Raw genomic sequence first — 22,050 nt, 5'->3', positions numbered from 1 at the left:
TAAAAGCCTGAAGCGCATACAGACATACAGCTTCAGGCTGCAAGCCGCAAGCGGATACTCTATCAACATTGCAACGCTTCAGACTGATGCACATAGGAAAACCTTGTCAACCCGCTAATACACCTTCACTTCCCACAAACCCGGTGTTCCTTTTATAAAGGTGATGCGCAGGTATTGCGCTGTTATCGACAGCTTATCGGTATGGGGCGATTTGATCTTTACATCGGTGTGCCCGCCGCAGCGTTTCCAGGTTTTACCGTCGGTGCTGTAATCGAGCCGGTAGGCGTGGCCGGCCGTAGGCATTACAAAATAGGCATCGAGCCGTTTTAGTTTTTGGGCCGATCCAAGATCGAGTGTACAGGTGGCAAGCGAATCGCCCGGTGCCGCCATCCAGCGCGTGCCGTTCGATGCATCGATGGCGTTTTTCGGCTGATAGGTTTCCGTTCTGTTGAGCGTTGTATCCTTGATGGGTTTTACTTTCAGATCGGGCAATGAGCTGGAAGCGGTTGCATCTTTAATGGCAAGCTGTTTCGGTGCATTCTTTACAACATGCAGCGCACCAACGCCTTCATGCGTGAGCACAACGGGTTGTATGGTGCCGTCTTCATTAAATGATAATTTATCAACCCATACCTGGCGGTTGGTGCTGCCGCGGCCAAACTCCAGGTAGGTGAAATAGTAATTGTCTGTTCCTTTTACATTGAATACGCAGCCATGGCCGGGACCATAAATGCCTTTCGAACGATCGGTTGTTGCAATGATATCCTGTTCGGGGAACTCGAACGGACCGAATGGCGATACGCGGCTGTACATATAAGCGTATTGATAATTCTCATGTCCCGATAACGTATACAGGTAATAGTAAATGCCCTTTCGTTTGAAGAGGAACGGTCCTTCCGAATAACCGCCGCGTTTTGTTTTTATCACCACGGTGGTATCGAGTGTGATCATATCGGGGTGTACACGCGCTGCACCGCGTTGCGCCCAAACCATATAGGCTTTGCCATCATCGTCTATGAACACTTCGGCGTCTATTCCCTTTGTGCCTTTGGGGCCTTTGTCGGTAACAAGCGGTTTTGGCGCATTGGGACCGGTAAACGTGTCGCCGCCATTGGCCACATGGAACGGCCCGGCGGGTGAACTGGCAACGGCCACATGAATATCGTGGTTGATGGTAGGGTAGAGGTAGTATTTTCCTTTTACTTTGGTGACGGTGCTGGGCGCCCAGTATAACTGATCTGCCGCCGCAGGGAAAACCGTACCGTCGAAACGCCAGTTTACAAAGTCTTTCGATCTCCAAACAACGGGCAGTCCCGATTTTGCCAGCCCCTGGCCTGTGCCATCGGTGGTGGCATAACAATAAAAGATGCCGTCAATTTCTACAATGCTGGGATCGGCTATAAGATCGGGAATAATGGGGTTGCCGGCTGGCTGGGCAAGCGTGATCGTTGTTGAAAAAAGCGTAATGACTACTACCCAAAGGGATGCTCTCATTGTTTATCTTGATTTAGGCAGGTGTGCCACACTTACGGGTTCATCGCCGGTAAAGTGTGGCACATCACAGTGTTGCAATGTACAAATTTCACGGTGGTAAAAGATGAAATATTATAGTTAACCGCTATTCGTGTTAATATAGGTTATTCAACGGTTAATATGCCGGCTTGTACGGGTGATAAAAAATGGTTACTTCGATTGTTAATTGCATTTACCTAAAACTTGTCACATGAAAAAAACTTTAACACCGCGGTATGCCTGCGTGCATATCGGTAATGTATATTCCTATTACTGACGTCCCTTATCAGCAAATTTCCTGCACACCCCTTTTAGTTTTCCCCATACATTGACTGCGGTGCGATTTGTGCAGGAGCATCCGGCAGTTAAGATACCACCTTCTTCGCAACATATTCCTCCCCCAAACAATCAATAACAATGAGCACTAAACTTTACTCATTGCTGGTATTGCTTTTTGTAATGCCGGCCTCCATTACTGCAGCAACCATCACTGTTACCTCTCTGGCGGCCCTGCAAACGGCTATCAATAATGCCGTGCCCGGCGATATCATTATTCTTTCCAATGGTACCTACACCGCCAGTACAGATATCACCGTCAATAAACAGGGTACAGCCACATCGCCCATCACCATTCAGGCGCAATCTATTGGCGGCGCCACCATAGGCGGAACCAACGGTTTCAATATCGTTAGTCCGGCCCGCTACATCATCATCAAAGGATTCAGATTCACGCATAGCGCCTCGCAGGCGACTATGGCCAGCGGCACCAGCTTTTGCCGGTGGACGCGCAACATCTTTCAAACGCCCGGTACCGGCGAGAACCTCCTGCTCAATGGCAATGATCATGAAGTGGATTACAATACTTTTCAGCATAAGAACGCCCTCGGCCGGTTTATCGCAGTGCGCGGTTCTGGCAGCCAGATCGCCCAGCGTTTGCATATTCATCATAATTATTTCTTCGATCAGCAGCCGCAAAGCGGTAACGGGGCCGAAACAGTGCAGTTCGGCTTGAGCGGTTTAAGCCTCAGCAGCAGCAACAGCATTATAGAGTACAACCTGTTTGAAGAATGCGAAGGCGAAAATGAAATGATCTCCATAAAAGCGTCGGCGGTTACCATTCGTTACAATACGATCAGGAACTGCCCGGCCCAGTTTACCTTACGCCATGGCAACTGGTGCAAAGTATACGGCAACTATTTTATCAATACCCCCGGCATCCGCATCTTCGGCGACGACCATGTTATTTTCAGCAATCATTTCGAGAACTGTAGCCCGGCCATCAATATCGGCAATGGCGATGGCGAAGTGGCCAATGGCGATGCGCTTACAGTGCATGACCGGCCCGATCGCTGTTTGATCGCTTTCAATACATTGGTGAACAACCCGGCCAACATTACACAAAGCGGGCGTACCAACGGTTTGGGCGCCACGAATACCACCGTTGCCAACAATATTGTGCAGGGCGGGGGCGCGGCGGCATCCATTGCGGGGCCGTATACCGGCGCCGTATGGTCGGGCAATATCATTTACCAAACGAATGGCGCAGGCTCTATGCCTTCCGGCGGTTACACTTCGGTGAACCCGCTGCTGGCGCGCAACGGCACGGGCACCTTTCATTTGCAAAGCGGCAGCCCGGCCATTGGTACGGCAACCGGTTCATATGCCGCGGTAACGGTTGATATGGATGGACAAAACCGCACATCTCCATTTGATAAAGGCGCCGATGAAACATCTGCTGCAGCGGTGACCGCACAAATACTTTCCACTTCCATGGTGGGGCATAACGCCGGCGGTCAACAGGCATGCGTACCCGTTTCGGCCAGCGCCGATGACGGTAATGTGCCGGGCAACGTGCTGGACAATGACCTGAACACCCGCTGGTCGGCCAGCGGTGATGGGCAATGGATCCAGTTCTGTTTAAGCAATGCCGCCACGGTTACCGGCGTACAGATCGCCTTTTACAATGGTACGTCGCGCACCTCTACATTTGATATTCTTACCAGCAGCGACGGCGTTGGGTGGACCAACTCCGCTTTGGGCCGCGTGAGCAGTGGAACGAGTTTGAACCCCGAGACGTTCAATATTTCCGCAACCACGGCTAAGTATGTTCGTATTGTGGGACATGGCAACAGTATAAATGCCTGGAACAGTTATACCGAAGTGCGCATACTCAGTAATGCAACGCTTGCCGCACGGGTAGAAAATGAAGCAGGGGCCTCATCAGTTTTGTTGAACAGTTTTCCCAATCCATTCCGGAATACCGGCACGGTTACTTACCAGCTCGAAAAGGATGGTCCAGTGCAGTTGAGCTTGCTCGATATCACGGGCAGGCAGGTACGCGTACTGGTAAATGCGCAGGCAAAAGCGGGCATACATCGCCTTACATTCAATGCCGCCCAGCTTCCCGCGGGGGTGTATTGGTTGAAGTTTGTACATAATGGGAGAACGGTTACAAAGCAGGTTGTTAAAGCTGATCGGTAAGTTGTTCAGTTATTCAGTTGTTCAGTTATTCAGTTGTTCTGTTGAGTTCTGAACTAATGAACTGAATAATTGAACAACTCCGGATTCAACTTCTATTGTTAACCTTAAATAAACAAACATCCAATGAGAAAAACACCAATTCGTTTCTTGTGGAGCTTACTATGCCTGCTAACTGCATCAGTAAGTGAGGCGCAAACGCCGGTAGCAAAGAACGGCCAGTTGCGCGTGATCGGCACCAAATTGTGCAACCAGTACGGCAATCCGATCCAGTTGCGCGGTATGAGTACCCACGGCATTCAATGGTACGGCTGGGGCGGCTGTTTGAACGAAGCTTCGCTCGATGCGTTGGCTTATGACTGGGGCGCCGATGTACTGCGTATTTCACTGTACGTGCAGGAGGGCGGTTACGAAACCGATCCCGCCGGATTTACCGCACAGGTGAACCGCCTTATTGAAGAAGCAACCGAGCGCGGTATGTATGCACTGGTCGACTGGCATCAGCTGACGCCCGGCGATCCCAACTTCAATCTTACGCGGGCAAAGACATTCTTCTCTGCCATTGCCAACCAGCACAAAAACAAGAACAACATCATTTACGACATTTGTAATGAACCTAACTCTGGCGCTACCTGGGCAAAGATCAAAACCTATGCAGACCAGATGATACCGCATATCCGCGCTATCGATAACGATGCGGTGATCCTGGTGGGAACACACGGCTGGTCGACATTCGGTTTGTCGGGCGATGGCTCTTTGCAGGATGTATTTAACAACCCGCTCACGTTCCCGAACGTGATGTACACTTTCCATTTTTATGCCCGCTCGCACCGTACGGCGTACCTGAACCAGTTGAATACCGCATCGGACCGGCTGCCCGTATTCGTTACCGAATTCGGTACACAGGAAGCCAGCGGCGACGGGCAGAACGATTTTCCCATGGCGCAACAGTTCATGGACCTGATGCGAAATAAAAAGATCAGCTGGACCAACTGGAACTTCTCCGACGATTTCCGCTCCGGCGCCGTTTGGCAAACCGGTACCTGTGGCAATGGCCCCTGGACAACTGCCCGGTTGAAAGAAGCAGGCCTGTGGGTGCGCGAGCGGATGTTGAACCCGGCCGACGATTTCCCCGGCGGTACACCGGTTTGCGAACCAGTTACCGCCAGCAGCAACGACGGCAATGTACCAACGAACGTACTGGATAACAATCTCAATACCCGTTGGTCGGCCAGCGGCGACGGGCAGTGGATCCGTTTCTGCCTGAACACGGCAACCACCGTATCGGGCGTACAGATCGCATTCTACCAGGGCAATGCCCGAACCTCTTCGTTTGATATACAAACCAGCGTTGACGGACAAAGCTTCGTTACGGCGGCGTCAAACGTGGTAAGCAGCGGTACTTCGCTGAACCTGGAAACGTTTTCCTTTTCGCCACGTAATGCCAGGTATGTGCGTATCGTTGGCCATGGCAACAGTGTGAATGCCTGGAACAGTTATACCGAAGTGAAAATTCAAACCGGCGGCGGTAATAACCAGGTTGTCACGTTACAGCCAACGCAGGATGCGTATGTGCGCGATGGGGCCAATGCTACCATCACACATGGAACTACAGACCCAACGCTGCTGATCGCCAAAGTGAACCCAACCACCACTGCCGGCAATAACCGCGAAAGCTATCTGCTGTTCGACGCTTCCGCCATTACCGGTACAGTGAACGCAGTGCAATTGAAAGTGTATGGAAAAGTAGACCTCACAACGGTTACGACTATACCCGTGGGCGTGTTTTCGGTGGCCAGTACCGGCTGGACGGAAAGCGCCATTACCTGGAACAATAAACCGGCTACCGGTTCAACCGCACTGGCAACCGCCAATGTATCGAGCGCCGCCTTCAACTATGTAAGCTGGGACCTAACCAGTTACGTCAGGAGCGAAATTGCGGCCGGCCGTAAGATCATTGCACTGGCCCTGAAAGCCGGGCAGGCAAGTGATTCGCGCATATTGTTCAACTCGGCCGAAACCGGTAACAACCCGCCGCAACTGGTGATCGATGCTACAACCGGTACGCAACGCGCCATTGTTTCATCGCTGATCGACCGGTCAACCACGCCAGCGGCAGGCGCCACCCTGCAGGCCTATCCGAACCCGTTCAGGCAAAACAATACGATCGTATTCAACATGGAGCAGGCAGGTCATGTATATCTTTCGGTATTCGACCTTACCGGAAAAGAAGTGGCCGTGCTGGTGAACGGTAATTTACAGGCCGGCAGCCACCGCGCTGATTTTGAGCCACGCCGTTTGCCCGCCGGTTTATACACCCTGAAACTGGTGCATAACGGTAAAATAACAACTACGAAGCTGGTGAAAGAGTAGGTATTTTTAGCTGGTGGCCGGTAGAGAATGGCTGGCATGGAAAAGCAGGTGGGAAAGGCAGCGTGAAGAGGCGGGTTTCGAATTGAGGCCCCGCCAGCCGCCCGCTGCCTGCCACCAGCTATATTTTAATGTTTTATCCACAATCCACCCCCATAAGTTGACGTTATAGATAGGATACCGGGTCCTATAACAAACACTTGTTATATTTGTACCATGAAACCTATCTTGCTGACTATTACTGTTTTAACCTGCCTTTTTGCGAACGCGCAACAAGGATCGGTAACCTCGAAAGTGTTTGGCTGGAACGACCTTATCGTTGAAAAAGACACCGGCTCATACTTTATGAAAATGGCCAACGGCCCTACCGCCACATTAGCCAACCTCGAGATAAGGGTGGTGGAGGTTGATCCCGGTAAATCGCCGCATTCCCCGCTGGCGCATGTCGATGCCGAAGAGCTTATCATTGTTAAAGAAGGAAATTTAAAAGTTACTGCAGGCAGCAATACAGCCATTATCGGGCCGGGCGGCGTTGCGCTCATTATGCCCGGCGATCTTCATACATTCGAAAATACCGGCAAGGCCCTCACCGTATATTACGCGATCCGGTTCAAAACCAAAACCCCCATCAATGCCGAACGCGGTAAAGGCGCCGGCGGTTCTTTTACCGGCGATTGGGAAAACTGGAGCGTTACACAAAACGACAAAGGCGAAAGACGCGAAGTGTTCGACCGCTTTACCGCCGCGTTTCAGAAGATGGAACTGCACGTTACTTCACTGAATGCCGGACAGATAAGCCATAGTCCGCACAAACATACCCAGGAAGAGATCATTCTTTTAAGAAAAGGAACCGCGCTGGTGCTGCTGGGCGATGGAACACAAAAAGCCGAACCTGGTGATCTCATTTTCTTTTCATCGGGTCACCTGCATGCACTCAAGAACAGCGGCACCACTCCGTTGGAATATTTTGCCTTGCAGTTTCAGTAGGTGAAATGGTGAATGGTCAATGGTGAATGGGTTTACACAATCAGATCCTCACAATAAATAGCAAGCTGATGCAGGTTTTGGTTTCCGGTCCTGCAGCTCAAAATTATTCTTTGCAAACCTGCAACTGAATATTGCATTATTCCCGGCAACCGGCAACCTGCACCTGTATTCCCCTGTAACCTGCAACCGGCATTTCCCCATGCAACCCCCCACTACAAAATTGCATCTCTGTAACCCCGGGCACAAGGATAAAATCCCCAACTGCCCACCCGGAACCAGGAACTGTGAGCTATGAACTGAGAACTATGAACTGAGAGCTACGAACTGTGAACTGACGATTAAGCTATACTATCATTTAACTCATTAATATATACTTCTTCTTTTTTAATGTAAAAATTGCCATTGTTCTCCTTAATTTTAAACACTCTCAATCAACCAAATTATAAATGCCGATATGAAAAATTCTCGTCGCCGGTTTATTCAGCAAACCACCATGGCCGGAGCCAGTATATTAGCTGCAAAAGCCGGTTTTTCTGCACAAAGTTATAGAAGGATCTTAGGTTCGAACGACAGGGTACGGGTAGGGGTAATTGGTTTTTCAGACCGCCACCGCAGTTCGCATATGCCCTGTTTCATGAACCATTACAAGGAACTGAATTTTGATATTGTTGCGGTATCCGATATCTGGAAAAAAAGAAGGGAGGAAGGGGCTGCCCAATGGAAAGAAAAAATGGGCCACGATATTGTAGCCTGCCGCAACAACGAAGAATTATATAGCAAAAAGCTGGCAGATGCCGTATTCATCAGTACTGCCGATTTTCAACATGCGCTGCACACCGTCGAAGCGGTAAAAGCCGGTTGCGATGCATACGTTGAAAAGCCGTTTGCCGAAACCATGGAAGACAATCGCGCTGCGTTGAAAGCCGTGAAAGGTTCTGACCGTATAATTCAAATAGGTTCACAACGCAGAAGCGGCAGCAACTATCATGCAGCCAATGAATTTATCAAATCGGGCAAGTTCGGTCCCATAACCATGGTAGAACTTACCTGGAATGTAAACCAGCCCGGCCGCTGGCGCCGGCCCGCTTTATTACCACAATTAAAAGAAGAAGATACCGACTGGAAACGTTTTCTCATGAACCGTCCGTTCGAAGCGTTTGACCCACGCAAATACCTCGAGTATCGCCTGTTCTGGCCCTATTCGTCGGGTTTGCCCGGTCAGTGGATGAGCCACCAGATCGACACCGTACATTGGTTCAGCGGCATTGCCCACCCGCGCAGCGTAGTGGCCAATGGCGGAATTTATATGTGGAAAGATGGCAGAAGGAACTGGGATACCATCACCGCTGTTTTCGATTATGGTCCGTTAAACGACCAGTCAAGCGGCTTCCAGGTGGTATTCGGCAGCCGGATGCACAATGGCGATGAAAAACCATCTGAAGTGTATTACTCAAATGGCGGTGAGCTGAACCTGATCACCAATACCGTATCGCCCAAAGGCGGTCTTACCAAAAGACACGCCGATGATATGGGAATGCAGGCCAACCTGTTGCCTGAGCAAAGCCTTTCACAGGTGGAAGCGGTGGTTGCCAGCGCCAACACCGGCGGCGACAAACTAACCAGCAACCACGTTCGCAACTGGATGGAAAGTATCCGTAGCCGCAAACAACCCAACGCGCCGGTTGAAGCAGGCTACAATCACTCCATTGCCTGTATTATGACCACCGCGGCTGCCCGCACCGGTTTGAAGGCGACCTTCGATGAAAAAACACAGGAGGTAATGGTAGGCGGAAAGGTATTTAAGTATTAAGTTTAAAGTGATAAGTTATAAGTAGTAAGTTTGATATATAAATTGATTATAACCTGTCGCATCCTCCGGTGTGACAGGTTTTTCAATAAAGTAAAAACCATACATAACCTTTATGAAACAGATCTTTTGTTGGGCAGCCGGTTGCTTTATAAGTTCAATATCCTTTGCCCAGAAAAAAGAAACGGTTAAACTGGTGCAGGAGAAAGACCAGAACACCATCAACGTTTTTATCGGTTCCAACCTGTTTACCCGTTTTATTTATCCCGATTCATTAGCCAAACCGGTATTGTACCCGATCTTTTCGGCCAACGGCGCCATGCTCACGCGTGGTTACCCCATGTTCCCGCTGGCCGGCGAACCTACCGATCACCCGCATCATCTTGGCCTGTGGCTGAATTTTGAAAATGTGAATGGCCTCGATTTCTGGAATAATTCATTTGCCATCCCGGCCTCAAAAAAGAGTATGTACGGATCGATCAGAACCGATCGCATCATTAAAAAAGAAGACGGCGCCAAAGGCATCCTGGCCTATCATGCCAACTGGGTCGACTGGAAGAATAACATCCTGCTTGAAGAAACCACGCAGTATGAATTCAGCAGTACCGGCACACAGCGCATTGTTGACCGTATAACCACCCTCACCGCCAATACCCCTGTGTTGTTCACCGATGCAAAAGATGGTTTGCTGGGTTTGCGGGTAGCGCATGAATTGCAGATCTCCAGTAAAAAAGACGGGGTGTTTACCGATGATAAAGGAAACGTAACCGTAGTAAAAGCCAATACCGACGCGGTGGCCACGGGTAATTATATTACCAGCGCCGGCAAGGAAGGCGACAGCGCCTGGAGCACAAGAGCGGTATGGTGTAAGATGTATGGAAAAATGAAGAACGATTCGATCAGCATTTCCATCATCGATCACCCTGGTAACATTAATTACCCTACCTTCTGGCATGCCAGGGGATATGGTTTATTTGCTGCCAACCCGCTTGGTGAAAAAGTGTTCACCGGTGGTAAATCGGCGGAGAACCTGCAACTGAAAAAAGGCGAATCGGTACGTTTTGTTTACCGCATCGTTTTTGATCAGGGACCGGTAACTACGTCGGCGGCCCAGTTGAATCAACTGGCCGAAGAATTCGGAAAAGCAAAAATTAAGGACGTTACGAAGTAACAGCCCTTGTTAAATCGATAAACCTGTTTCGGACAAGTCGTTAAAACGGCTTGTCCGTTTTTTTTAAGGTGGGTTGCCCTGATCGGCGACATGCCTTTATGCGAGGCAGGCCACCCCGCGATGGTCAAAAAGGGCAAGACGCTACCGCACCTTCCCGATTCTTTTTCCTTCAGCTTGCCTTCTTTTTTTTATCGAAAAACTGATCGAAGCCAAGAAATTTTGCTAAACCTCTATTGAGCGGCAGAAAACCATCTGCAGACACAATAAATTTCTGGGTTTATATTGAATAAAATTGTAAATTTATTTGCCTTCACTAATCCTGGTGAATCACTCTACGCACTAACCAACTACAATATTATCCTGCCTCTTCCCGCCGTACACGGGAATGAATTCATTGACCTGTTCCTTTACAAAACATTCCATTACTGGTACCTGGTGACATATTGAACATTAAATTATTACGCTAATAATTATTGCATAACCGTGCCGCGGCTGTCATTTGACGAGGACCACCAGCTGTGTAACGGTTATCTGATAAGTTGGTAAAAAGGTTGATATGCGAATACATTCCAAATCAAGACGGGACAAATTTCCTGCGGTAGCCAGTGCGGCCAATCCGGTGTTCAATTCGGTTTTCAATGCGCTGGAAGTTGGTATACTGGTAGTTGACAGCGAAGGCCTTTTTGTAGATATGAATGAGAGTTATTGCCGCATGATCGGTTATGAACGCAGGGAGCTGATAGGCAAATACTTTTTAACCATGGTGCCGGAAATACAACGCGATTTTACCCTGTACACCTTCAACTCGGCCATGTCGTCGCCGGTGCCTAAACAAACGGTGGCTGAATTTCCCATACAACGAAAAGACGGGCACATCTTCGGGGCAAACTGCCAGTTAACGGTTATTTCAGAACCCGATGGCACCCGTTATATGATGGTTTGCATTACCGACGTTACCGAAACAAATAATTATAAACACCTGCTCGAAGAAACAGAACTGGCCACAGGTATCGGCGGGTGGCAGCTCGATGTGCAAACCAACCGGCTGTCGTGCACCGAAGGGCTGTATAAATTACTTGACATCCCGAAATACAACGGTATCACCTGGGAAGATATTCTCTCTTTTGTGGGTAACGACGCTTACCTGCAATTCAAACAGGCCGTACAACTGGCGGTAACGCGGGGAATTCCTTTCAATATCGAGCTCGATTGCAGCAAATGCGATATGCCGGTAAAATGGATCCGCACCATCGGCAAGCCAAAACAACTGTTCAATAAGACCATTCAGCTCGTGGGCACTTTCCAGGATATAACCAACCATAAACAGGCTGAACAACTGATCTACCTGGGGCAGGCAAAATACCGCGCCATTGCCAACAGCAGCCTGTACGCTTTTATTCTGGGCAACCCCGATGGTTCCATACTCGAGGTCAATAGCAAAGCCTGCGAATTGTTTGGTTATACGGAAGAAGAGTTTGTGAAGAAGATCCGGCAGGATGTTGTGCTTCATACCCCTGAATTGCTTCTGATGGTGGAAGACCGCATAACGAAAGGTTTTGTGCAGGGCGAGCTGACAGGTATTAAAAAGAACGGCGAGTTTTTCCCCTGCGAATTCTCATCCGTTTATTTTAAAGACCTGAACGGGGAAGACAGGATGAGCACCATCCTGCGCGATATTTCAGACAGGAAAAAGACGGAAGAAGAGCTAAAAAAGCTTTCTCATATAGCCCGCGAAACGATCAGTCCCATCGTGATCACGGATATCGACCGAAGGATACAATGGATCAATGCGGCATTTACGATGGTTACAGAATACACCTTCAATGAAGCGGTAGGAAAGCGGCCCGAAGATTTCCTGTACGGCGAAGAAACCGACAGGGAAGCCGTAAAGAAATTGATGGAGAACAAAAGGGTAGGCCGCACTTTCGATACCGAATTGCTGATCTATACCAAATCGGGCCGTAAGGTTTGGGTTACCATGCAGGCACAACCGCAGTTTGATAATAAAGGAAAGGTAACCGGTTATTTTGCCATCGGCATCGATAGTACCGAACGCAGGAAATCGGAAGAACAGATAGTGCATAACCAGCGGTTGCTGCAGCAGGCCGAACGGATCGCCGGTTTGGGCAGTTGGGAAACCAATTTGAAAACCGGGGAAACCATCTGGTCAGATGAAATGTATCATATTTATGGCCGTGATAAAAGTTTGTCGAACCCCGGTATCGAGCAGCAGGTAGCCTTTATTCATCCCGACGACAGCGAGTATGTACTTAAAGACATACAGAAAACGATTGGTGGTATTGGCGATTTTGACCTGGAGCACCGGATCCTTCGGCCCGATGGCACCATTCGCATTATACATTCACAGGGGCAATTGCTCAGAAATCATTTGGGCGAACCTGAAAAACTGGTGGGTATAGTACATGATATCACCAATCAGAAACAGGCTGAAGAACAATTGCGCCAGCAGGAAGCGAGAATGATGGAAGAAAGGGTTAACCATCAGCGTCAGATTGCCCGTGCAACCATCAATACGCAGGAATATGAACGGTCTGAGATAGGTAAGGAACTGCACGATAATGTGAACCAGATCCTCGCTTCGGCCAAGTTGTTCCTTTCATCGCCATTCCTGGAAGGCGATGAGCGGGAGTTGTTCACCAATAAGGCGGCGGAGCATATTCATATGGCCATAGAGGAAATTCGCAAGCTGTCGAAATCACTGGTGTCGCCCAGCGCCGCCGACCTCGGCATCATCGAAACCATCAATGATATGATCGGTGATATCAAATGGGCGCAAAAGATTGAAGTATGCTTCAATCATGGCGGTATCGACGAAACAAAACTCGATTACGGGTTAAAGCTTACCATTTACCGTATAGTACAGGAACAATTGACAAATATTCTTAAATATGCCGAAGCCAATAAGATCGGCATCACCATAAAAGAGGAAGAAAAAAAGATCATTCTCACGATCAGCGACAATGGCAAAGGGTTCGATCCTGCTACCAAACGCAAGGGTATCGGTTTTAACAATATCATCAACCGCGCCGATGTGTTCAATGGAAAGGTTGATATTCAGGCGGCGCCGGGACATGGCTGTACAGTGCGGGTGGAGTTTGATAAGTAGGTGAGGAGTTGACGGGTTGACTGGTTAACGAGTTGACGGGTTGACTGGTTAACAGAACTACCCCGATGAGGTCGGAGTAGGCACGCCGGCAACTGAACAACTGAACAACTGAACAACTAAAAAACGCTTAACGCGAATTGCTTCCGAAGGGAAACTGTCAACGTTAAGCGTTTTTGTATGTTTACCTCCGATCGCGAGGTATTTGAAAACAAAGTATGCCTGGAATATCAGGTATTTGCGTTCAGCGTTACTCATCGAGTATCGAGAGCGCGAGTTTGACGATCTCCTTCAGTGCATCGGGTTCGGGACGGTTCATACCGCTTACGCGAAGCCCCATCAGATTGCTGTACAACAACCGGCCCAATGCTTTCGGGGAGAACTTTTTCGAAATTTCCCCTTTGGCCTGGCCTTCTTTTACCAGGGCGCTGAACGTTTGCTCCATATCTTCCATGTTCGCAAGCGAAATAGCCGCCACGTCCCTGTCCACCGCGTTCAGTTCCATGCTCACATTCACCATCAGGCAACCCTTCCGTTCTTTATCGGTGAGGATGCTTTTTAAGGTATAATCGAAAATGGCGCGGATCTTTTTCTTCGGACTGTCGGTTTTGGCGCATAGGTTTTGCAGTTCATCCCCCTGGGACGTGCAATAATGGCTCAGGCTTTTCAAAAACAGGCCATGTTTATCACCGAAAGTATCGTAGATGCTCGAACGGCTTAAACCGGTGGCGTTAACCAGGTCGTCCATCGAAGTACCGTTGTATCCTTTTACACTAAAAACCTCCCTGGCTTTTACCAGCACTTCCGTTTCGTCAAACTGTTTTGTCTTTGGCATTGCGTTAAATTGGAATTCCCGTTCCAAAATTACCACAATTTTTATAAAGTTACCATTCCGCCGTCGGCAATGAGCTCGGTACCCAGTACGAACGAGGAATCATCGGAAGCGAAGAAGGTGGCAACTTTGGCAATTTCAGACGGATCGCCCATACGGCCGATAGGCACCTGTGTCTGGATAGACGATTTAAAGCCTTCAACCTGTTCGGCCGTTAATCCGGTTTTATCTAATATAGGCGTAGCGATGGGGCCGGGACTGATCGCATTTACCCTGATCTTCCGGGGCAACAGTTCTGTCGATAATGTTCGCGCCAGGTTGAGCAGCGCCGCTTTCGTTGCTGAATAAATAGAAGAACTGGCCATACCCATGTGGGCTGCTACCGATGTATTGAGGATGATGGAACCGCCGTCTTTGATCACCGGTAATAATTGCTGAATGGTGAAGAAGGCGCCTTTTACGTTGGTGTTGAACTGCTCGTCAAAATGTTCTTCAGTTACTGCCTCAACCGGTGCGAACTTTCCTATGCCGGCATTTACAAATAATACGTCGAGATGCGGGGTGATCTGTTGTACTTCTTTGGCGAGGCTGCGAATATCGTTCAGGTTGCCGGCGTTCGATAATATGGTGTGCACCTGTCCGTTCAACTCCTTCTTAGCCTTTTCAAGCGCTGCCGCACTGCGGCCGGTAATGATAACATTGGCGCCCTGTTCAAGAAATTCTTTGGCTGTGGCCAGGCCAATTCCGCTGTTGCCGCCGGTAATAAGGGCGGTTTTATTTTTTAAACGACTCATGGTTGATAGATTGAGAATTGTTTGATTTGAATAATAACGGAATGATCATTCCGGTACAAATGTATGTATATCGGAATGAATGTTCCAAATAAATTTTAGATGTGCCGCACTTCGAAGTGTGGCACATCTTTCGTCGCCGGGTGAACTTTTTTTGGTGTATTTTGTTGACCTCTGAGACTCCCTAATATTTATGAATGAAGAATAACAACCAGAATATGTTCACTATCGCCATCAAATCAATAGGTTTTGCATGGCGCACCAACAGAAAGCTGCTGATCATCCTCATCCTGATCAATATTTTCAGCGGTGCTGTCGTTTACCTGCAATTCACCAGTTTTGCATCAATCGTCGATGAGATCATTAAAATAAAACAGGGCACAGGTAAAACAGGCGATCTGGTACGGTCGTCGGTGTTGTTGGGTTTGTCGTTCCTGGTGCCGCTTTTTGTAGGCAACCTCGGCGGGCATTACCGTATGATCTTCCGCATGCAGCAAACGCTGAATCTCGACCTGTATAAAATAGACCGGCAGGGCAAACTCGATATCGGTACCATTGAAAGCAGTTCTTACCAGAATTTGTTACGCAGCGCGCAGGAATGGGGTACAGGCAGTGTGCTGGGCCTGCAGGATTTCTTTTTTAATTCATCGCATAATTTTGCCAGTATTATAACATCCATTACCATTCTGTGGTCGCTCAATTACTGGCTGGTTGTATTTGCCGTGCTGGCTGCGGCTCCCGTGTATTTCTTTTACAATAAGTACAGCATGGAGGTATTCCGCATCCGCCGGTTCTCTATAAACGATCAACGGCTTATCCGGAACCGCATATCGCATTTCGAAGAACTGCAAAAAGCGGTTGATGTCATATTACTGAAACTGCAGGGTTGGTTAAAGGCGCAGGTAAAAGAAAGGAAAGAGGATTTCAACAACAAGATCATCAGGGCCGAACGGAAGAAAGCCATATCGTACAGCATCATGAGCCTTTGGTATTTGTTGTTCCTGTTTGCCGCTATTGCATTGATGACAAGAGAGGCGCTGTCTGGTGGTATTGCCGTTGGCGGATTATTGCTTGCGTTCAGTACCTATACGCGGTTCTACCAAACCGTTAACGGCTATATTGAAAGTATTTCCGTTGCGGAAGAAGCATCGCGGTATGCCGCCCGCTGGTTCGATCTGTTCGATATAACACCGCGGATCGTATCAAAAGAAAACGGCGTGGTGATCGACATTAAACAACCGCCGCTGATAGAATTCGACCGGGTTTCTTTTCGGTACCCGGCCGAGGAAGGCGAAACGCCCTGGGTGTTACGCGACCTTAGTTTTACCATTAAACCCGGTGAAAAAATAGCCATCGTTGGGGTGAACGGTTCCGGTAAGACCACACTCATTAAACTGCTTTGCCGTATTTATGATCCTACCGAAGGGAATATTTTAATAAACGGCATTAACCTGAAAGATATCAAACTCGATAACTGGCAAAGCGCATTGGGTATCCTGTTCCAGGATTTCCCGGTTTATAACCTCACCATTCGCGAATCTATCAGCGTGGGCAGAATAGAAGACAATGGCGTCTCGCAATATGATAAAGATGCGCAGTTGCGGCAGGCGGCCCGGTATTCCGGCGCCGATGATTTTATAAAAGATTATGATCAGTTGATCTGGAAAGACTTTGCCGGTGGTATCGATCTTTCGAAGGGACAGCACCAGCGGCTGGCGGTTGCGCGCATGTTCTATCGCAATGCGGCGGTAACCATTCTCGATGAACCCACGGCATCCATCGATGCGGTAACGGAAGAAAGGATCTTTACAACGCTTGAGAAGAACATGGAAGGTAAAACGGTCATTCTTATTTCACATCGCTTCAGTACGGTGAAGAATGCCGATAAGATCATCCTGATGGAGCACGGCCGCATTACCGAAATGGGTTCGCATAAAGAACTGATACAACTGGATAAACAGTATGCCGCCCTGTATAATATGCAGGCGAAAAGATACCTCGAGGAAACGGAGGACGCTTGATAACGAGGCAACAAGGCAACAAGGCAAAAAGGCAACAAGGCAACAAGGCAAAAAGGCAACGTGGAATACGCTTGCAGCTGTATTCCTGTAGTTGCTTGCAGCGTGCAGCTGTATTTAGCTTTCGGCCTTAGGCTTTCAGCTTTAGGCTGTATTTGGCTTGCAGCTTGGGGCTGTATTCTATTCTGCAAATTCCCACGCGCTCTGATAGGCATTCCGGTCCTGCGCCCAGGTAATAAAATTGGAATAGAAATCGAATTGCGAAAGCGTGGCGCTGTCACCGATGATCACGAGTTTTTTTCGCGCCCGCGTCATGGCTACGTTCATGCGGCGGATATCGCTTAAGAACCCGATGCGGCTATCGGCATTGCTGCGCGTCATGCTGATATAAACAATATCCCGCTCCTGGCCCTGGAAGCTGTCGATGGTATTGATGGCGATCTTATGTTCGTACACCTGCAATGCCGGCGAGCTCTGGAATTGTTCCTTCAGTGTATCGATCTGTTGCTTGTACGGCGAAATAATGGCAATGCTGGGAAAGTTATCCGGTTTGTAATGGCTGTCAAGCGCCGACACCAGCTGGGTAAGATGCCTGAACAAAAAAGCCGCTTCTTCGGGATTGTAAGTGCTTGTCTGCTCCGTTTTTTCATCGAAACCACACCCTGCGGTATCTACAAACACCAGCGGATTGTCGTTATTGAACAATACATGCCTGGCTACAGATGCATGTGCTTTCAGGCGGTCGTCATAAAACGTGGAAGAGGAATAACCCATGATCATTTCGTTCATGCGGTACTGTTCTTCCAGCAATACAACCGCTTCCGGATGCAGCTTTACACATTTTTCAAGCAGGGTGGTGGCCAGGCCGTTCCTGGCCGCTTCGGCGCTTTTTACGGTTGGCGGTAACTGGCAGTGGTCGCCGGCCAGTACCACTTTCTGCGCTTTTAAAATGGGGATCCAGCAGGCCGGTTCAAGTGCCTGTCCGGCCTCATCGATCACCACGGTATTGAATTTCAGGTTTCTTACCGTATAATGATTGGCGCCTACCAGCGTGGCGGTAATTACCTGCGCTTTGGCTACCAGGTCATTGATAATATATTGTTCAGAATTGTCTACCTCCTTCATGATATTGCGTGCTTCGGTAAACAGGGCCTTGCGCTGATCGCGTTCGGCCTTACCGAAATGGCGTTTGTACTTATGCGCCATATCGAGAAAAGCGGCCGCCTGTTTTTTCAGGCGTTTTATTTCTTTTGTATGGCTGTGCCCGGCCATTTTATAATCGAGCGTCAGCGACAGCAACCGTTCCGAAACGCGGGCGGGGTTACCAACGCGTAAAACGTTCAGTCCTTCATCGCTTAATTTTTCGCTCAGCAGGTCAACAGCCGTATTGCTTGGGGCAACAACCAGGATCTGTTTGTTGTCTCTTTTGATCATGGCTTTGATGGCCTGCACCAGGGTAGTGGTTTTACCGGTTCCCGGCGGGCCATGTACAATGGCCAGGTCGTTTGCCTCGAGGATCTTTGTAACCGCCGCCTGTTGCGATGTATTCAATCCACGGCCCGGTTCCCAGCCATGAATTGATTCAAAAGAAGGTGCTTTATTTCCTGTAAGAATTTGTACCAGTTTACCTTCGGCGGTTTTTTCAGCCACCGCCGCCGCCAGTTTGCAGGCGTTCTGCATTTCATCGTAGCTGTTTTCATCGAACAACAGATCGATGCCCAGTTTGCCATCGCCGGCCCAGTCGGGCAACTCATCGGTGCGCAGGGTTATTTTCAACCTGTTCCCATTCACAAATGTGATGGTGCCTTCTATTTTATTGTTTTCAGCATCGTGGTTTGAAAAAAGCACCGCCGGCATTCCGAAACGGAGCTGGTGAATAAGATCGTGGTGGGTGGTGCGTTCTACTTCAACGGTAAGATAATCGCCGCGGCTCATTTCCTGGTCGCGGATGGCAATAGGGTACCAGGTAAGCCCATTGGCCCTGCGTTGAGCAACAGAGGTAGTTTGTTTTAATTTCAGATATAATTCCCGGTCCTCTTCACGTTCGGTTTTCAGCAGGTTCAGCAGGCTTTTGAAATAATCCATCCGGCAAAAATAATCAGTTTATCGTTTATGGTTTTTAGTTTATGGCCTGTTCACCGGTTTGAAAGGCTGGGTAGGTGGTAAGTGATTAATTTTCAAATTGTAACAGGTTGTTAAAAGCCCGTTTTTGGTTTGTGGTTTGTAGTTTTTGGTTTGTGGTTTTCAGTTCGGATTTCAAAATTAACAGCAGGAGGTTTGAGCTCCGTTATTTCTGGCGGCAAACTATGGTAACCATAAACCCAACCCATCTTCCCCAGAAACCATGAACCTTTATTGGACCGGATAATTGTTGAGGTTAGTGTTGTTTAAACATTTATATTTGGCCCTCCAATGCTGCATTAATATCTCCGATTGAATTTTGAAAGCCGCATCCGACCCCCCTGTAAAGGAATTATTTATTTAGACCGTATTAAATAATGGTAGACGTAAGAACCGAGATTATCATCAATCTCCCTAAGGAATTAGTGGCCGAATATGTTTCAGACCCCGGCAATACCCCCAGTTGGTGCAGCCATATCAAATCAGTTGAATGGAACCACGACACACCGTTACGGGCCGGCGTAAAGATCGTTTTCGATGAGCGCATCATGCGCCGTCATCAGCGATACGTAGCCGAAGTTGTGGAGATCATTCCCGGTCAGAAGCTGGTAGTGAAAACACGTAACAGCAGTATGCGAATGGAGACGGTTGTTGCATGGCAGGCCGTCAATGAACGCACTACCTGTATGACCGTGTGGAGCCGCGGCATTCCCCGTTCATTTTCAAAAATGATCTCGCCGTTTATGGCGCTTGCCATCAGGAACACCAGCCGCAGGAACCTGAAACAGCTAAAGAAAATGCTCGAATTCAGCCATCGCCGAATGGTTGTGCTGTAAAATGGTTATTTTTTACACATGCTGGCCATTGCGGGCAGAAGGTACTATTTTGTGGTACCATCAAACTTTACGCTATGAAACAAGCCAGCCAGAAGTTCCTGCAATACGTTTACAGTAACTACATCGGCAATTTTACAGGGTTTGCCATTGGGATGGCATCAACCCGTTTGGTTGCGCATTTTTTCACCACCCGCAGTCTCAATAACCTGTGGGGACTCACCGCAAAAAGAACGGTTGTTGATAAGCAAACGTTCAGCTTTATGGAATGGGCGATCTCCATTGTCATTGGCTTTCTGGTGTTTGAGATCATTTCAAAATGGGTGCAAAGGAAAATGAACCCGGTACTGCAAAAGTATAAAGGCTATTTGCCTTCGGGCTGGGTAGCAGGGGAGGAGACGCCAGGGGCGGTTCAACCGGTACCGGCTGTTGCTACAACAAATGCAGATAATGCTTCCGGAAACGCAGCAGAAAAAGCAGGCTGAGCCCGGTTCATGCATGGACTGTGAACTGAGAACTGTGAACTGAGAACTGTGAACTATTCCGCAATAATGGTTTTTACACCTTTCTCTTCCAGTTGCCTGATGCTTTCTGCGGGTGCGCCGGAATCGGTAATGATGTAATCGACCTGGTCGAGACCGCAGATGCGGCCAATACCCCGGCGGCCAAACTTGGTGCTGTCGGCCATTACAACCACCTGTTGGGCTACGGAGATCATTTTTTTATCGAGGCTTGCTTCTGCCAGATTGGTTATGCTTAATCCGAATTCCGGCTCAATGCCATCAACGCCCATGAACAGGAGCCCGCACGAAATATCTTCCAGCAGTCTTTCACCAAAAGCGCCGGCGGCAGATGCCGAGCTGTGATGGATCAACCCGCCTATTTGCAGTATGTCAACATTGGGCCGGTTGCACAATTCAAGTGCAACACGTAATGCCGGTGTTATTACGGTTAAATGTTTGGGTGGGTACAGGGCCTGCGCCAGTTCAAAAACAGTAGTGCCCGAACCAATGATGATGCTGTCGTTATTGCCCAACAGGTTAAGCGCTGCCTTTGCGATCTTCTTTTTCTGATCGGAATTGATAAACTCCTTCTCATTGATAGGCCGTTCCGCCGCATATGGGTTATTGATAGAACCGCCGCCCTTGGTGCGGAACAACAGGTTCTTTTCTTCAAGCAGTTTCAGGTCCTTACGAATGGTAACGCCCGAAACCTGCAGTTCTTCACTGAGCTCCTGAATGTCTACCCGTCCGTTTTCCTGTAATTTCTGAATGATGAGTTGATGGCGGTCTGTTATGGTCATTGGTGCTGATTTAGTGATTTCGCGATTTCGGGTTTTAACCAGTTGCAGCTCATCTTGAAAGCTCAAAATCCCGCAATTCCGAAATCCAGAAATTGGTATACAAAGCTATTTGTTTTCTGTAAAAAGCTTACAAATGGTTTAAATTTTTAACCAGAAATAATATTCCGGTAATCGTTTGTATGCTTAAAGAGGTTTAATTTTAGGTTTAAAAGTATTAATTTGTATTTAATTTTGTTTAATTGGTGTGAATTTTCTTTACTTTAGTGCCAGGTTGTACCTCGTTCCAAGGCTGAATAGCATCCTTCATGCAACTTTTTATAAGGATGTCTGGTACTTTTTTCCTGTAACGGCTGTCAATAACTAATAATCGCGGGTTGATTTTAGCATATTAAACAAATTTAAAGCGATTTGACACATGAAAACAGCTGTAAGCTTCAAGCTGTAAGCTGCAAGTGAATACAGAAAACAGCTTCAAGCTGTAAGCTGTAAGCTGCAAGCAAATACAGGTGAAAGCCGAAAGCTTCAAGCCGAAAGTGAATACAGAATACAGCTACAAGCTTCAAGCTGTAAGCTGCAAGTGAATACAGAAAACAGCTGCAAGCTTCAAGCTGTAAGCTGCAAGTGAATACAGGTGAAAGCCGAAAGCTTCAAGCCGAAATGAATTTAGAATACAGTCGGAAGCTTCGCATAAAAAGAACAATAA

Annotated in this window: 14 protein-coding genes; 9 read left to right on the top strand and 5 right to left on the bottom strand. The window is 48.3% G+C overall.

Translation table 11 applies throughout. The features are described 5' to 3' along the window. Positions 1-114 precede the first annotated feature (114 nt). On the bottom strand, positions 115-1,494 hold the full coding sequence (locus tag A4R26_RS20625) for a family 43 glycosylhydrolase (RefSeq protein WP_081167725.1): 1,380 nt from the start codon (positions 1,492-1,494) through the stop codon (positions 115-117). A gap of 435 nt (positions 1,495-1,929) precedes the next feature. Between A4R26_RS20625 and A4R26_RS20620 the strand changes: the two genes are divergently transcribed. The 6 genes from A4R26_RS20620 (at position 1,930) to A4R26_RS20595 (ending at position 13,452) form a co-directional block, all read left to right on the top strand. Beyond that, the gene (locus tag A4R26_RS20620; RefSeq protein WP_081167722.1) at positions 1,930-3,993 is read left to right on the top strand and encodes a chondroitinase-B domain-containing protein; all 2,064 of its coding nucleotides are present in this window, start codon (positions 1,930-1,932) and stop codon (positions 3,991-3,993) included. A gap of 123 nt (positions 3,994-4,116) precedes the next feature. Next, positions 4,117-6,363, top strand: a complete 2,247-nt coding sequence (locus A4R26_RS20615; RefSeq protein WP_081167719.1) for a cellulase family glycosylhydrolase — start codon at positions 4,117-4,119, stop codon at positions 6,361-6,363. Positions 6,364-6,576: 213 nt separating this feature from the next. Next, positions 6,577-7,347 carry a cupin domain-containing protein gene (locus A4R26_RS20610; RefSeq protein WP_081167717.1) on the top strand — a complete coding sequence of 257 codons (771 nt, stop codon included), beginning with the start codon at positions 6,577-6,579 and terminating at the stop codon, positions 7,345-7,347. Between the two features lie 454 nt (positions 7,348-7,801). Continuing rightward, on the top strand, positions 7,802-9,157 hold the full coding sequence (locus A4R26_RS20605) for a Gfo/Idh/MocA family protein (protein ID WP_081167715.1): 1,356 nt from the start codon (positions 7,802-7,804) through the stop codon (positions 9,155-9,157). A gap of 112 nt (positions 9,158-9,269) precedes the next feature. Beyond that, the gene (locus tag A4R26_RS20600; RefSeq protein WP_081167713.1) at positions 9,270-10,325 is read left to right on the top strand and encodes a DUF6807 domain-containing protein; all 1,056 of its coding nucleotides are present in this window, start codon (positions 9,270-9,272) and stop codon (positions 10,323-10,325) included. 556 nt (positions 10,326-10,881) lie between these two features. Next, positions 10,882-13,452 carry a PAS domain-containing sensor histidine kinase gene (locus A4R26_RS20595; protein ID WP_081167709.1) on the top strand — a complete coding sequence of 857 codons (2,571 nt, stop codon included), beginning with the start codon at positions 10,882-10,884 and terminating at the stop codon, positions 13,450-13,452. Between the two features lie 247 nt (positions 13,453-13,699). Here the strand turns inward: A4R26_RS20595 and A4R26_RS20585 are convergent, their stop codons facing one another. Together A4R26_RS20585 and A4R26_RS20580 are read right to left on the bottom strand one after the other, a co-directional pair. After that, complete coding sequence (locus tag A4R26_RS20585; RefSeq protein WP_133054744.1) at positions 13,700-14,284, bottom strand: TetR/AcrR family transcriptional regulator; 585 nt, start codon at positions 14,282-14,284, stop codon at positions 13,700-13,702. A 41-nt stretch (positions 14,285-14,325) separates the two neighbouring features. Further along, positions 14,326-15,075: an SDR family oxidoreductase gene (locus A4R26_RS20580; RefSeq protein ID WP_081167698.1), complete on the bottom strand. Its 750-nt coding sequence runs from the start codon at positions 15,073-15,075 to the stop codon at positions 14,326-14,328. A gap of 194 nt (positions 15,076-15,269) precedes the next feature. Here A4R26_RS20580 and A4R26_RS20575 point away from each other — a divergent pair, with 194 nt between their 5' ends. After that, positions 15,270-17,093, top strand: a complete 1,824-nt coding sequence (locus A4R26_RS20575) for an ABC transporter ATP-binding protein (RefSeq protein ID WP_081167695.1) — start codon at positions 15,270-15,272, stop codon at positions 17,091-17,093. 177 nt (positions 17,094-17,270) lie between these two features. On the opposite strand, the gene A4R26_RS20570 is transcribed toward A4R26_RS20575, so the two are convergent. Continuing rightward, positions 17,271-19,175, bottom strand: coding sequence for an AAA domain-containing protein (locus tag A4R26_RS20570; protein ID WP_081167692.1), 1,905 nt, complete (start codon positions 19,173-19,175; stop codon positions 17,271-17,273). 413 nt (positions 19,176-19,588) lie between these two features. On the opposite strand from A4R26_RS20570, the gene A4R26_RS20565 reads away from it, so the two are divergent. Together A4R26_RS20565 and A4R26_RS20560 are read left to right on the top strand one after the other, a co-directional pair. After that, positions 19,589-20,047 carry an SRPBCC family protein gene (locus A4R26_RS20565; protein ID WP_081167688.1) on the top strand — a complete coding sequence of 153 codons (459 nt, stop codon included), beginning with the start codon at positions 19,589-19,591 and terminating at the stop codon, positions 20,045-20,047. Between the two features lie 74 nt (positions 20,048-20,121). Beyond that, positions 20,122-20,529 (top strand): hypothetical protein, encoded by a 408-nt coding sequence (locus tag A4R26_RS20560; RefSeq protein ID WP_081167682.1) that lies wholly within the window; start codon positions 20,122-20,124, stop codon positions 20,527-20,529. A gap of 53 nt (positions 20,530-20,582) precedes the next feature. Here A4R26_RS20560 and A4R26_RS20555 read toward each other — a convergent pair whose 3' ends face one another. Then, complete coding sequence (locus A4R26_RS20555; protein ID WP_081167677.1) at positions 20,583-21,347, bottom strand: DeoR/GlpR family DNA-binding transcription regulator; 765 nt, start codon at positions 21,345-21,347, stop codon at positions 20,583-20,585. Positions 21,348-22,050: the final 703 nt, after the last annotated feature.

This window comes from Niastella populi (assembly GCF_002078015.1).
Taxonomy (GTDB): domain Bacteria; phylum Bacteroidota; class Bacteroidia; order Chitinophagales; family Chitinophagaceae; genus Niastella; species Niastella populi.
The sequence above is the reverse complement of the archived record's forward strand: the minus strand, read 5'-3'. Positions and strand labels throughout refer to the sequence as shown.

Excerpts from the sequence above, each read along its gene's own strand:
- A4R26_RS20625 (WP_081167725.1), bottom strand. The coding sequence starts at position 1,494 with ATGAGAGCATCCCTTTGGGTAGTAGTCATTACGCTTTTTTCAACAACG.
- A4R26_RS20620 (WP_081167722.1), top strand. The coding sequence starts at position 1,930 with ATGAGCACTAAACTTTACTCATTGCTGGTATTGCTTTTTGTAATGCCG.
- A4R26_RS20615 (WP_081167719.1), top strand. The coding sequence starts at position 4,117 with ATGAGAAAAACACCAATTCGTTTCTTGTGGAGCTTACTATGCCTGCTA.
- A4R26_RS20610 (WP_081167717.1), top strand. The coding sequence starts at position 6,577 with ATGAAACCTATCTTGCTGACTATTACTGTTTTAACCTGCCTTTTTGCG.
- A4R26_RS20605 (WP_081167715.1), top strand. The coding sequence starts at position 7,802 with ATGAAAAATTCTCGTCGCCGGTTTATTCAGCAAACCACCATGGCCGGA.
- A4R26_RS20600 (WP_081167713.1), top strand. The coding sequence starts at position 9,270 with ATGAAACAGATCTTTTGTTGGGCAGCCGGTTGCTTTATAAGTTCAATA.
- A4R26_RS20595 (WP_081167709.1), top strand. The coding sequence starts at position 10,882 with ATGCGAATACATTCCAAATCAAGACGGGACAAATTTCCTGCGGTAGCC.
- A4R26_RS20585 (WP_133054744.1), bottom strand. The coding sequence starts at position 14,284 with ATGCCAAAGACAAAACAGTTTGACGAAACGGAAGTGCTGGTAAAAGCC.
- A4R26_RS20580 (WP_081167698.1), bottom strand. The coding sequence starts at position 15,075 with ATGAGTCGTTTAAAAAATAAAACCGCCCTTATTACCGGCGGCAACAGC.
- A4R26_RS20575 (WP_081167695.1), top strand. The coding sequence starts at position 15,270 with ATGAAGAATAACAACCAGAATATGTTCACTATCGCCATCAAATCAATA.
- A4R26_RS20570 (WP_081167692.1), bottom strand. The coding sequence starts at position 19,175 with ATGGATTATTTCAAAAGCCTGCTGAACCTGCTGAAAACCGAACGTGAA.
- A4R26_RS20565 (WP_081167688.1), top strand. The coding sequence starts at position 19,589 with ATGGTAGACGTAAGAACCGAGATTATCATCAATCTCCCTAAGGAATTA.
- A4R26_RS20560 (WP_081167682.1), top strand. The coding sequence starts at position 20,122 with ATGAAACAAGCCAGCCAGAAGTTCCTGCAATACGTTTACAGTAACTAC.
- A4R26_RS20555 (WP_081167677.1), bottom strand. The coding sequence starts at position 21,347 with ATGACCATAACAGACCGCCATCAACTCATCATTCAGAAATTACAGGAA.